At 62.1% G+C, this 12,347-nt stretch carries 15 protein-coding genes and 1 pseudogene; 4 read left to right on the forward strand and 12 right to left on the reverse strand.

Annotated features, from left to right (window positions below):
* The first annotated feature begins 24 nt into the window (after positions 1-24).
* The 3 genes and pseudogenes from RFM41_RS23520 to RFM41_RS23530 all read left to right on the forward strand — a co-directional run.
* Complete coding sequence (locus RFM41_RS23520) at positions 25-951, forward strand: ABC transporter ATP-binding protein (protein ID WP_320251532.1); 927 nt, start codon at positions 25-27, stop codon at positions 949-951.
* Positions 948-1,898 (forward strand): ABC transporter ATP-binding protein, encoded by a 951-nt coding sequence (locus RFM41_RS23525; protein ID WP_320251534.1) that lies wholly within the window; start codon positions 948-950, stop codon positions 1,896-1,898. Before RFM41_RS23520 ends, RFM41_RS23525 begins: the two co-directional genes overlap by 4 nt.
* Positions 1,899-1,949: 51 nt before the next feature.
* Positions 1,950-2,230 (forward strand): annotated as a pseudogene (locus RFM41_RS23530) (LysR family transcriptional regulator); the annotation flags it as partial.
* A 100-nt stretch (positions 2,231-2,330) separates the two neighbouring features.
* Here RFM41_RS23530 and RFM41_RS23535 read toward each other — a convergent pair.
* From RFM41_RS23535 to RFM41_RS23590, 12 genes are all read right to left on the reverse strand, one after another.
* Positions 2,331-3,155, reverse strand: coding sequence for a D-glutamate cyclase family protein (locus tag RFM41_RS23535; RefSeq protein WP_320251536.1), 825 nt, complete (start codon positions 3,153-3,155; stop codon positions 2,331-2,333).
* A gap of 157 nt (positions 3,156-3,312) precedes the next feature.
* The gene (sctT, locus tag RFM41_RS23540; RefSeq protein ID WP_320251538.1) at positions 3,313-4,128 is read right to left on the reverse strand and encodes a type III secretion system export apparatus subunit SctT; all 816 of its coding nucleotides are present in this window, start codon (positions 4,126-4,128) and stop codon (positions 3,313-3,315) included.
* 9 nt (positions 4,129-4,137) lie between these two features.
* Positions 4,138-4,407 carry an EscS/YscS/HrcS family type III secretion system export apparatus protein gene (locus RFM41_RS23545; protein ID WP_112097534.1) on the reverse strand — a complete coding sequence of 90 codons (270 nt, stop codon included), beginning with the start codon at positions 4,405-4,407 and terminating at the stop codon, positions 4,138-4,140.
* Between the two features lie 18 nt (positions 4,408-4,425).
* Positions 4,426-5,079: a type III secretion system export apparatus subunit SctR gene (sctR, locus tag RFM41_RS23550; protein WP_320251542.1), complete on the reverse strand. Its 654-nt coding sequence runs from the start codon at positions 5,077-5,079 to the stop codon at positions 4,426-4,428.
* Positions 5,072-6,079, reverse strand: a complete 1,008-nt coding sequence (gene sctQ / locus RFM41_RS23555) for a type III secretion system cytoplasmic ring protein SctQ (RefSeq protein WP_320251543.1) — start codon at positions 6,077-6,079, stop codon at positions 5,072-5,074. The genes sctR and sctQ overlap by 8 nt, the downstream gene beginning before the upstream one ends.
* Before the next feature lie 119 nt (positions 6,080-6,198).
* On the reverse strand, positions 6,199-6,687 hold the full coding sequence (locus RFM41_RS23560; protein ID WP_320251544.1) for a hypothetical protein: 489 nt from the start codon (positions 6,685-6,687) through the stop codon (positions 6,199-6,201).
* The gene (locus RFM41_RS23565) at positions 6,674-8,032 is read right to left on the reverse strand and encodes a FliI/YscN family ATPase (protein WP_320251545.1); all 1,359 of its coding nucleotides are present in this window, start codon (positions 8,030-8,032) and stop codon (positions 6,674-6,676) included. The genes RFM41_RS23560 and RFM41_RS23565 overlap by 14 nt, the downstream gene beginning before the upstream one ends.
* On the reverse strand, positions 8,029-8,649 hold the full coding sequence (sctL, locus tag RFM41_RS23570; protein ID WP_320251547.1) for a type III secretion system stator protein SctL: 621 nt from the start codon (positions 8,647-8,649) through the stop codon (positions 8,029-8,031). Before sctL ends, RFM41_RS23565 begins: the two co-directional genes overlap by 4 nt.
* Positions 8,650-8,653: 4 nt before the next feature.
* Positions 8,654-9,271, reverse strand: a complete 618-nt coding sequence (locus RFM41_RS23575) for a SctK family type III secretion system sorting platform protein (protein ID WP_320251549.1) — start codon at positions 9,269-9,271, stop codon at positions 8,654-8,656.
* Entirely contained in the window at positions 9,268-10,098 is an 831-nt protein-coding gene (sctJ, locus tag RFM41_RS23580) for a type III secretion system inner membrane ring lipoprotein SctJ (RefSeq protein ID WP_320251550.1), read from the reverse strand. Before sctJ ends, RFM41_RS23575 begins: the two co-directional genes overlap by 4 nt.
* Positions 10,099-10,114: 16 nt before the next feature.
* Complete coding sequence (locus tag RFM41_RS23585) at positions 10,115-10,735, reverse strand: hypothetical protein (RefSeq protein ID WP_320251552.1); 621 nt, start codon at positions 10,733-10,735, stop codon at positions 10,115-10,117.
* A gap of 11 nt (positions 10,736-10,746) precedes the next feature.
* Positions 10,747-11,343 carry a type III secretion protein gene (locus RFM41_RS23590; protein WP_320251554.1) on the reverse strand — a complete coding sequence of 199 codons (597 nt, stop codon included), beginning with the start codon at positions 11,341-11,343 and terminating at the stop codon, positions 10,747-10,749.
* Positions 11,344-11,592: 249 nt separating this feature from the next.
* On the opposite strand from RFM41_RS23590, the gene RFM41_RS23595 reads away from it, so the two are divergent.
* Positions 11,593-12,345 carry a L,D-transpeptidase gene (locus RFM41_RS23595; RefSeq protein WP_320251556.1) on the forward strand — a complete coding sequence of 251 codons (753 nt, stop codon included), beginning with the start codon at positions 11,593-11,595 and terminating at the stop codon, positions 12,343-12,345.
* Positions 12,346-12,347 lie beyond the last annotated feature (2 nt).

Consider the following 12,347-nt stretch of genomic DNA (forward strand, 5'->3'; position numbering starts at 1 on the left):
GCTCGAACGCGCCCGGAGTGTTTCTTGACCGTCAAATCCGCCGCCACCGCGAGCCTCCCCGACGACGTGATACTATCGGTCGAGAACCTTGAAGTCTGCTTCGGCTCAAGAGCGGCGAAGGCGGTGCGAGCAGTTCAAGGCGTGTCGTTCCAGATCAAGCGCGGTGAGACGCTGGCCTTGGTCGGCGAATCCGGCTCGGGCAAATCCGTGACCGCCATGACAGTGATGCGCCTGACCGAATACGACGGCGCCAGGATCACGGGCGGGCGTATCCTGATGAGGCTCAAGGATGGCGGCGTGGTTGATCTGGCGAAGCTTTCGGAAAAGCGCATGGAGGGGCTTCGCGGTTTCGAGTTCTCGATCGTGTTCCAGGATCCGATGTCGAGCCTCAATCCGGTGTTCACCGTCGGCGACCAGATTGCCGAAGTGGTGACGCGACACCAAGGCAAATCGCCGCGCGAGGCGCGCGACATCGCGCTGAATGTGCTGCAGCTGGTGCGCGTGCCGGATGCCGCCCGGCGGCTAGACCAGTACCCGCACCAGCTTTCAGGCGGCATGCGCCAGCGCGTCATGATCGCGATAGCGTTGGCGTGCCGCCCCTCGCTGATGATCCTCGACGAACCGACCACAGCGCTCGACGTCACCATCCAGGCGCAAATCCTGGACCTTGTCCGCGCCCTGCAGCGTGAGATCGGCATGTCTGTTCTTTTCATCACCCATGACATGGGCGTCGTCGCGGAAATCGCCGACCGCGTCTGCGTCATGCTGAAGGGCGAGATCGTCGAATCGGGCACCGTGAACCAGATTTTCGCTGATCCCCGACACCGCTATACGCGCGCTCTGATCTCGGCGGTGCCGCGGCTGGGGAGCATGGCCGACAAGGATGCGCCAGAGAAATTCCCACTCGTCATCTACAATGCCGAAGCCTCGCAGCCGGAGATTTCAGCATGAGCGGACCGCTCTCCACAGACAGGAAGCCTCTGGTCGAGGTTCGCGATCTGGTCACGCGTTTCGATCTGAAGGGCGGCGTCCTTGGCGGCATCACCGGCCGGGTCCACGCGGTAGAGGGCGTTTCCTTCGATATTTTCGCCGGTGAAACGCTGGCCTTGGTGGGAGAATCGGGATGCGGCAAGTCGACCGTGGCGCGCAGTATCATGCAATTGGACAGGCCCCTGTCCGGCTCCATCCGCTACGACGGCCACGAGATCATCGGCGCGGGACGGGCGATGCTCGCGGGCTTTCGGCGCGAGGTGCAGATGGTCTTCCAGGACCCGTTCTCCTCGCTTAATCCGCGTATGACGATCGGGCAGGCCCTGGCGGATCCGATGCGCGTCCACCGCATCGCGCGGGGCGGTGAGTTGCGTAAGCGGGCAGCGGATCTGCTGGCCAAAGTGCATCTGCCGCCAGAACATCTCGAACGCTACCCCCATGCCTTCTCGGGCGGTCAACGGCAGCGCATCTGCATCGCCAGGGCATTGGCGCTCGACCCGCGCCTGCTCATCGCGGATGAGGCGGTCGCCTCGCTCGACGTGACGATCCAGGCCCAGGTCATCAACCTGCTGATGGATCTCCAGCGCGATATGGGCATCGCCATTCTGTTCATCAGCCATGACATGGCCGTGGTCGAGCGCATCGCGCATCGCGTTGCCGTCATGTATTTGGGCGAAATCGTGGAGATCGGTGACCGCCGATCTGTCTTCGGCAACCCGCAGCACCCTTATACGCGCAAGCTGCTCTCGACGGTTCCCGTCGCCGATCCGGCGCAACGGCCAGTTGGACGGGAACCGATGTCGGACGAGATCCCCAGCGCGGTGCGCGGTGTTGACTTCGTCCCGGTCCGTTTGCCGATGAACGCGGTTTCATCCACGCATTTCGTGCGCCAGACGTCGCTCGCCTAGTGCGTTTCACCGTTTCATGAGAACGGCGAAACACACTATCTCTTTGTTTTTATGCAATTCCGGACGGAAAACCGCTCACGCGGCGGCTTAGTCCAGGCCGGTGCCGAACGTCTCGATATGAACCACTCTACAGTGCTGCGACGCATCGCCCAGCTAGAGGAGCGTCTCGGGGCGCAGATGTTCGAACCCCCACCCCACCGGCTACCGGCTGATCGATGCAGGAGAAGAGGTTCTCGAATTCGCCGAACAGATGGAAGTGTCGTCCGCGACGCGCGTCCTAGGCCGCGACCAGGTCATAGGCAGGCTCCTGCGAGTGACGTTGGCGCCCCTGGCGAAAAGCGGACGGATGCTACCAGCATGTCCCGGCCATCAGTACCTGGTCATCAACTGCCGAAGATGACGATAATGGTATCGCCGGAAGCCGGAACCGTATCAAACCCTGAAGGTGCCCGCGTCCGCATTCGCGTCGACGTCGGTGATCAACATATGGCCTGGCGATACCGTGATCGAGATCGCGAGTTCGGCTCGGGCAAGCGCATCTTGCGCGGTCAGGCTGCTGGCCCAGAACACCGGGACGTCCCCCTCCACGACTTCGATCGCGTCGCCCCAGTCGGGAGCCATCAGATCCCTTACTCCGATAATCGAAGGCTCTCCGACATGGATGGGAGATCCATGGGCAAGCGGGAAGCGTGCGGTGAGGGCGCGAACCTTGTCGACGTCACACCGTCTTATGGGACGCATGGAGACGATCATTTCGCCGCCAAAAGGTCCTGCGGCGCGCGTCATGATTTTGGTCCGAAATTTTGGGAGAGCCTTGCCGCAGCCGACACTGCGAAGTTTGACGCCTTTTTCCACGAGGGCCGCTTCGACGGTAAGCGCACTGCCGAGCGCGAAGGCGGCAAAATCGTCCCGCCAAAGGTCGATGATATCTGTCCTCTGACGGATCACCTGCCCAAAGTGGTAGATATTGTATTGCGGAGCATCGGTTCGGATATCGATATCGCCCAGCCCTGGAAGCAATGGGCTGCCGGCGCGGCTTACCCCCACCAATGGGCAGGCTTTAGGGTTGCGGACGCAAAACTGGTGGAAATCCCCGGCAAAGCGACGAGGCACAATCACGACGTTGGCTTGGAGCTTGCCCAGCGCCAGCCCCCCTGTGCGCCCTTCATAGGCCCCTGCCCTAACCAGCCTCCGCAGTTTATCTGCATCGACTAGCCGCAAATTGTCATAGAACAATGAAGTGATTTGGCGAGGCATGGCTTCCAGAAATATGCAAGTCCGCGAAAGACTTTAAGATCATCGGTGAGCTAGCCGATTGTCAAATCACCAGAATCTTTTCTCTTCGATAAATTGTATTTATTGATTATGCGGCAAAATATAAACTATTAGCACTTTTGCATAGACATACTGACTCTCACTGACAGTCGCGGCATCCGATCGCTTCAATCTGCCGGCCTGCCTCGTGCAGAAAGCCGAGATCGCGGTTCATGTAAGAAAGCAGGAAAGCCGCGTAGAGGACGAAGACGAGGCTGAAGACCAATGTCTTGACGACCAGCGAAAGCGCAAAAACATTCAGGTGCGGCGAGGCACGCGCCAGGAAGGCCAGCACAATGTCGGACAAGAGCATGCTGATGATGAGCGGGAAAACGAGGGTCAGCGCCATCACCAGGATGCGGTTCAGCAGATCGAGAAAGATTCCAGCCGCGTCCTTGCTGAACAAAGGCAGAAGTCGGTCGATCGGCCAAAGGCCATAGCTGTCGTAGAGACTGGTCAACGAAAGCTGCAGGCCGCCGGCTGCAAGGTAGATCGTGACCATGATGATGGCGAGCAAGGTGCCGGTGGCACCCGTCTCATGGGTCATCATCGGGTCGATCAGCGAACCCATCGAGGAGCCGCGCTGCAGATCCAGGATATCGCCCGCCGCTTCCGCCGCCCAGAACGGTATGCCCATCGCCAGCCCGAGTGTTACCCCGACCACGACCTCCTTCAGCATGTACAGCACGATCATCGTCGTCGGCAGATCGGTAGTCGTCAGCTTGTTCACGATCATCGGGAAGACCGGAACCGCCAACGCCAACGCCACACCACTACGCAGAAACCCTGACAGCGGCACACGCGAAAAAAGCGGCATGAGCAGCATGAACCCGGTCATGCGCGCGAGTGAGAAAGCGCCTGCGAGCAGATAGAATTGAAGCTCTTTGACCGAGGTGAAGAGCGGTTCGGCCGGCATTCTCGTATCTCAACGGGTGACGACGGGAAACTCGTCCAGCGCTGTCGACGCCTGCTGCGCGATCTGCTGGCCAAGCAGCGGCCCAAAGACGATGATGACCAGCATGATCACGACGAGCTTGATGGTCTGCGGCAACGACTGATCCTGAATCTGGGTCAGCGCCTGGGCAAGACCGACGAGCACGCCAACGGCCAGCGCCGCGATGATGGCCGGGCTGGAGGCCAGCAAGACCGTTAGAAGCGCGCCTTGGACCTTCGCCAGGATGAAATCATTACTCATGCGAGAACCCCGGTAGCGTCACGAGTAGCTCAGGATGAGGCCGTGCATCAGCCGCGACCAGCCGTCTATGGCGACGAAAAGGAACAGTTTCAGCGGGATCGAAATAAGGACTGGCGAAACCATGATCATGCCGAGCGTCATCAGCACGTTCGCAACAACGATATCGATGATCAGGAAAGGCAGATAAAGCAGGAAGCCGATCTCGAAGGCACGGGTAAGCTCGGATGCGACAAAGGCAGGGACAAGGATCGACAGATCGTCATCCTTGAGGTTCTGCCGCGCCTGCTCCGGCCAAAGGCGATTCGTTCCATCAAGAAAGAATTGTCGCTCCTGCCGCTGGGTGAACTTCATGAGGTGGCGCTGCAACGGCTCCCTGACCAGTTGTGCTGCCCTGGCAAGGTCATCCGTCGTCTGGAACTGCACCTGCCCTTCCTGAAGCCGGCTCGACATTTCGCTCAGCAATGGCGTGGTGACATAGACCGTCAGCACGAGCGCTATGCCATAGAGCACCAGATTGGGCGGCATCTGCTGAACGCCAAGCGCGTTGCGGATGAGAAACAGCACGACCGAGATCTTCAGGAAGCCCGTCATCGTGACGACCGCCAGCGGCAGCAGTCCAACCACACCGACGGCGATCAGAATTCCAAGCAGGTTGGGCGAGTTATCAAGCATTGTCGAACATGCGCACGATCCGCACGCCCAGGCTTTGTCCGATCCGCACGATCTCGCCGCGACCGACACGCCTGCCGTTGGCCAGGATGTCGACAGTCGCCTCGGCTACATCGGCGAGCGAAACAATGGCGCCGGGCGCAAGCTGCCTTACTTCTCCGAGAGGCATTGCCGTGCGGCCGATCTCGAAGGCCAGGGCGACCGACAAATCGTCCAAAGTCGACTCTTCCAAGGTGCCCGGCGGCGACGTGTTCTGGTTCATGGTCCACTCCCAATTCGAGCCAGCGATTGCAGTCGGCGCGGCAAGCAATTGCGGGCCAGCGGCGGTCAGGGCCACCGGCGCAAAAAGGCGCTCGGCAATGATGAGCGCCGCCGCGCGCTCTTCCGCCGTATCGTCGAAAAGCACCACATCGTCGGCCTGCAGGCTTTGAAGCTCGCCAAGGGTGATCGCAACCGGGCCGCGCCAAAGGCAGACCGGCAGCGGAAATTCGGCCGGGACCGGCGGCCTTGTTTTGTCGAGCTCGTCGAGAAGGCGGCCAATCCGCGCCGGCAGACCGGCATCATTCGTCGTCAAGACGCAGCCTATGCTCTCATCCTTGCTGGTCAGGACGAAAGCAAATGGAGTTTCACCCGAAACGGCATCTCCTGGTGCCAGCGAGGTGATCGCGATCCTCTCGTCCAGCCTGTCCTCGATCCATTCGAGATCGTCTTCGAACGTGGCTTCCAACAGAAGCGCAGCGTGAGCGGGCGCGAGCCGTTTCATGTCGACCGCTCCTTCGACCCTGGCGAGACCTCGCTCGACAACAGAAAGCGGCAGGCGCAATTGCCCGGCCATGTCCCCGACGGTGAAACCAACGGCGCATAGCGGCTGGTTCGCGGCATTCAGCCCCGGCCAAGCGGCCGCGATCGCCATGGTCTTCCCGGCAATCGTGATCTGCGCGGCAGCGCGGCGGCGGTAGAAGGCGTTCAAAGCACCGACATCCGCGAACGCTACTGTTTCCAACGTCAGCCGCTCTCCGCTGCTCGAGCGTGCTGCCGCGCGTTTCGCTGGCTTTGCCCGCGCTTTCGTTCTTGCCGGCGCGAAGTCCTGGGGCATCACATCCATATCGATCACGGATTGGGCTATCGTTCTGTGGATAGGCGCGGCTGACCGCGCTCCTCTTCCTCGGAAAGCTCGGCGAAGGCCAGGCGACGACCCGCTTTGCGTCTGGCCAATTGCTCCGACAGCCTGTCCAGCCTGGTCACGGCCTTCATGCTCGCGCGGTGGTCATTGCGGGCTGCAGACAACTCGACTTTCCGGCGCTGCTCGGCGATGCCAGCCATCTTCTCGCCTTCCCGCAACTGCCCTGTCTTCCTGGCGGCAACCTCGAACCGCCGCTGAAGCCGATGGAGGCTGGCAGCATTCGCCGGCTGCCCAACCAGCGCAGCGAAGGCCGCATCTTCGGCATTAATCGTGCGCTGGAGGTGTTCCGCGACGGCGTCGGCCGCCTCCTGAACTTCCCTTGCGGCCTGGTTGGCGGCGGCGCGCCTTCTGATCACCTCTTCCTGCGCGCGCTCCTCGCGGCGGCGTCTGAGGTCGCGCAGTCGAGCGATCATGTCACGCTCCTTCATTGACGATCTCCCGCATGCGTTGGCGTGTCCTGTCCATCGTCTCGCGTGCTGCGGACGGCTGACGCAGGAATGCGTTGATGGCATCGATCTTCGCCACCGCCTCGTCCGCCGCGGCATCGTTGCCCTTTTCGTACTCGCCGACGCGCAGGAGCAGTTCGATGTCGGCATAGCGGGCGAGCAGTTCGCGCAAACGGCCGGCGTCGGCACGATGCGTGGACGGCACAACGGCATCCATCAGACGGCTTCGACTGCGCAGGACGTCGATGGCAGGGAAATGGTTGCGTTGCGCCAGCTCACTCGACAGGAAGACGTGGCCGTCGAGCAGCGCCTGGATTTCCTCGGCGACCGGATCCAGCGTGCCGTCGCCTTCCAGGAGAACGCTGTAAAGGCTGGTGATGGACCCGATACGACCGGGTCCAGAGCGCTCGAGCAGACGCGGCAGGACGGCAAACAGCGAAGACGGGAAACCACGACGCGTCGGCGGCTCGCCCGAAGCCAAGCCGATCTCGCGCTGCGCACGTGCAAACCGCGTTATGTTGTCCATCGCAAGCAGCACATGCTTGCCCTGGTCCCGAAAAAATTCGGCTATGCTTGTCGCTACATAGGCGGCCTTGACGCGCTCGATAGCGGGCCGGTCCGAAGTCGCGACGACGACGATCGCCCGCTCGCGCCCCTCCGATCCAAGCTGGTGCTCGAGGAATTCGCGCACCTCGCGCCCACGCTCGCCGACCAGAGCGACCACGGCAACATCGGCGTCGGTGCCGCTGACGATATCGGAAAGCAGGATGGACTTGCCGACGCCTGGCTCGCCGAAGATACCGACGCGCTGCCCGCGCGCGCAGGTGAGCAGCCCATCGAGAGCGCGGATTCCGAGCTGAATCGGCTCGGAAATCAGACTGCGTTCCAGCGGGGATGGCGGATAGGCATCGACCGGATAGCTGCCGGCAATGCCGTCCGGCGAAAGCGGCTTGCCATCCAAGGGCTCACCGAACGCGCTGATCACCCGGCCCAGAAGACCGGGCCCGACGGGCACCAGCTGGTCCCTGCCGGTCGCAACGACCTCGGTCAGGCTCGAAAGACCGGTCAGATCGCCCAGTGGAACAAGGACGGCCATCTCATCCATGAGGCCCACGACTTCCGCCTTGGTCGTCCTGCCGGTTCTGGGGTCGACCAGCTCGCATATCTCGCCGATCCTGACTTCCTCGACGGTCGCATGAATGACCGTTCCGGTCACCCGCCGCACACGTCCTTTGCGGGGGCGGCTTGAATCGTCACGAAGGCCGGAACGGAGATTTGGGATGATGGACGCCAGACGGCTTTCGATATCGATGGCGGGATCTGTCATGCCGGCGCCTCGGCCTTTGACCGGATTGCGGCGGCGATGGCATCGAGCTGCGCGTCAATGCTGGCGTCAATGACGGCGATATCGGTCGAAAGGATGCAAGCAGCCGGTGCCAGCGCATCATCCGCATCGATTTCAACCATCATGCCCAGATCGCTCTTGCGCAAGACCGCGTCGAGCTCCTCGCGAACCCTGTCCACGGAAGCGGGATGGACGCGGATTTTCAGATATCTGGCGCGGCGAATTTCGGTCACGGCCTGTCTGGCTGCCTTGGCCACAAGCGCGCCGACGTCGAATTCCCCCAGAATTCGCCTGACGACCTCGAGGGCGAGCCCAGTGACTTCGGCTTCGAGCCCACCAAGATATCGATCCACCTTGACCGCCGCTTCGCTTATCAGCCGGCTGGCATCCGCGTCGCCTTGCGCCTTGCCGTCCTCATAACCCTGCGCGTATTCGGCTGCGTAGGCGCGTCGGGCGGCTTCGCGCATTTGCTGAGCATCACGCCTTGCCGCATCGAGAAATGCATATCCATCCTGCCAGGCCCGAGCCTCAGCGGCGCGCAGGATGCGGGCATTGGGGCGCCTTGGCATTTCAACGGTCGCGGTATCCGCTTCGGCCACTGCGCTAGCCCATCGCTCGCCGCACAATTGCAGGACCGGCCTCGATGAACGGCTCGGCGGTCCGGTCGACGAATTCGTGCGGCATGAGCTTGATGCGGACGCGCGCACCTGTCTCGCCAGGCATTGCCTGGCACCATCCGCCAAGGCAGCTCAAACCATCGGCATAGACACGACTGCGGATATCCTCAATCGGTTGCAACGGCCGTGTTGGACCGGCTAGATCGCGGTTGGCGACCGCAAAAGTGCAGAGGTCCGCGCCAAGCGCCGCTTGCAACGCATCGGCTTCGCGGCCGTCAATGACGGTGGCAAGATTGCCGGCCCAGTAGATCGCGCCCGAGCGAAGGGCAAGGTCCTCCAGTTCCCCGCCCGACGACAAGGCAATCGCCCGATCCACGTCATCCGACGGTTCATCAGCCGCGCGAGAGAGCCGGTAGTGCTCCAGCAGAAGCTTCGACAACCGCTCATGCAGGCGTTGCGACTGCAGCATGCGCTGGCACGCTGCTTCGCTGATCGCACCGCCAAAGCATTCCGCGAGCCGCGCCGCGTCCGCATAGGATGCGAGGCCGGAGATGAATGCCTGCCATTCCGGGCTGGCGGCTTGCCCCGAACCGATCGAGGTCATGTCTTCCTCACGGGCATTGCGGAAGCGTCGAGGGCGTAGACATCTGGCCGTCGGTACCATTGCAGGTACGCCAGCCGGGCAGCCAGCGCGACTATCGCGGCCGCCATGCCGTAGAACAGCCACATCGCGGCCGCCACGCTGTCCGGATGCAGCCAGAGACCAAGGAAGGTTGCAAACCCCGGCTCGGATCCCTGCTCCGGGGCTGTCGCGGCGACTGGAATGAGCGTGACGGAGACGTTGTCGTAGGTCAGTCCGGCGATGCCCTTGGCCACCAGCATCTTGACCTGCGGGATCAGCTCATTCATCGGCACGGATGCGCGATGCCTGATGAATACCGACGCGGACGACGGCACCAATTGCTGTCTCAGCGGATCATTCTCCGGCAGGACAAGGTGAACCCGCGCGGAAAGCACGCCGTCGATGTCGGAGATTGTCTGCGAGAGCTCCTGGCTCAGGCCATAGATCATCGTTGCGCGCTCTTCCACCGGCGAGGACACGAGCCCGCCCCTCTTGAAGACGTCGCCGAGCGTCTGGAACTCCTGCTTGGGCAAACCGCTTTCGTCGAGAATGGCCATGGCCTCGGCAAAGCTGCCCTTCTGCACCGAAACCGTCATCTTGCCGTCCTTGCCAGCCTCGCGCTGGGCCGCAATCCCGTGACGCATCAGCGTGGCCACGATTTCGTTGGCCTGCTGTTGGTTGAGGTTGGAATAGAGTTCCACCGAACAGGCCTGGAGCATAAGCATGCCCGCGACGACGAGCGTGGCGCGGCACCCTGCGGCACATCGATTGAACAGCTTCGACCGCCGCGACAGGAACAATTCGGGCACGAGCACTCCGTAGCGCCTACTGTTGCTTGATCAACGTGCTGGTGGACGACGTCACGGCCTTCACGCTGCTAGTCACAACCTCCAGATTGGCTGCTGCCCACATTACAGAAATGGATCGCTCGAGCAGTTGCTGGGCATTCTTCGCCGGCGCATTTTCGGCTTCCTTGCCTGACGGGGCGGCATCCTGTGTGGCGGCCGTTTCGGCCTGCGCTGGCGTGTTCGCCTTGCCGAGAGCCTTTTGGACCTGCTGCATGGTTCCTTCCAGAGACTGGACAGCAGAACCGAACAGGGCCGAGGGATCCGCAGCTGCCCCTCCTCCGGTCTTCTCCACCTCGGCCAGATAGTCAAAGAGTTGGCGCTCGACGATCGGCTCTGCCCGCTCCGATCCCGAAGATTGACCCGCCATTGCCGGATTGGCTCCGGGCGATGCCTGCGCCACCTGCCGGCCTGCGCCTGTGGCGACATCGCCGCGCTCAGATGCGTTGAGCTTCGCCGCATCGTGTTTTTCCTGCTTGGCGCCCACCATCTGACTGCCCGGCTGCGCGGCCGCGCCGGCGGTGATCTGCTGTTGCGAGCCCATGCTGCTGGTCAAGCTTGCCAGCGAGGCCTCCAAGGCTCCGATCGGCGCGATCTGCATGAACCTGCCTCCTATTCCTTCGCCGGTTTTCCGGAGGGGACACTTTGCGCCTCCGCCTGCCTTCCGCGAAATACGCGGACCGAAACGACCTTGCCGGGCTCCTGTTTGCCGCCCTGCGCGGCAGGAACTCCGAGTGTTTTCCTGACGAGCTCGATATAGGACGGCGGCCCCGATACCGAGACGACGTCGTCCTGCCTGGAAACCTTGACCGGAAACTTCGGATCGATGACGCCCAGCCGTGAAAGCCGATCTTCCGCGCCGGCGGCCGTGTTGGCATCGAGCGGGATCAGCTCGGTCTGGACCTCTGCTTCGGTGGCGACATTCATGACGATACCGTCGAAATGCCAGACCAGACCGTATCGATTGCAGATCTCTTCGAGAAATTCGCGCGCCGTTCCAACCGGCATACCGGCGCTCAAACGTCCCTTAACGAGCTTGCTGACGCGTATCGGCACCCGCATGTTGCGGCCAAGCTCGATGAGCGCATCCGTCACCGACTGGTCGACGGCGATGTATTTATAGGGCCCCGCGGGCCACCGTGGCTCGGCGGCATTCGCCTGCGAAGCGGCAAGGCCGAACATCAGGATCACCGTCAGGCCGCCGGCCAAGAAGGCAGCGTTGGCTCTCGAAAACCGGTCCAAATGGCAGGTACCGCGTCCCGTCAACGTTGGTCCTATCGCAGGGCGCGGAGCGAGAGCCCGCGTCGCCCGTCTCATGGTTTACCCGCCGAGTTCATCCTATCGCGCGCGCTTCCAAATTGGAAGTCCAATTGGATTGCCTACGCGCATTAGGTTCCAAGTGTTGCGAACGGTGGGCAAAGCGATATGGTGCGCGCTGGAATCGGGCAGCGGCGGCCCTTGGTCGCCAGTTTCCTGCTCGAATTGAGAGGGATCGGCTTGGTGGCGGCACACAAAAACCTGCTCTCGAGCTTGAGTGCTCCTGCGGGCTGCGCCCTGACCGGCCCGCGTCTCACCAGGCGCTTGGGTAAATCGGTTCTGATTGCTGCCACGTTGACTGGCGCCATGGCGCCGGCGCATGGTCAATCGAACAGTGGCTATGACCCGCGAAGCTGGAGCTACGATCAAGCTCGAAATGTGCTGGTCTCGCCATCCGATCCCGACCAGGCCCCGGGTGGAGGAATGCCGACCGCATGGTCGGCAATCCCGAGGGAGATCGTTGATTTCGGTGAGGCTCAACCGAAGGGATCGATCGTGATCAACACCACGGAGCGGCGCCTCTATTACATATTGGGAGACGGCAAGGCACTGCGATATGCGGTCGGTGTCGGCAAGGAGGGGCTGGCATGGTCCGGTCGCGACACGATTTCGAGCAAGAAGGACTGGCCGGAATGGCGGCCGCCGGCCGAAATGCGGTCCAGGGAAGCATTAAAGGGCCACTTCCTGCCCGCGCGCGTCTCCGGAGGGCCGAACAACCCATTGGGCGCGCGGGCGCTCTACATCGGCAACACGCTCTATCGCGTTCATGGCACCAATGAGCCATGGACCGTCGGGCAGGCCAACTCCTCCGGTTGTATCCGAATGACCAATGAAGACGTTATCGACTTGTATGACCGAGTGAAGATCGGCGCTCAGATTATTGTTAGGCATTGAAC

This window comes from Mesorhizobium vachelliae (assembly GCF_033977325.1).
Lineage (GTDB): Bacteria > Pseudomonadota > Alphaproteobacteria > Rhizobiales > Rhizobiaceae > Mesorhizobium > Mesorhizobium vachelliae.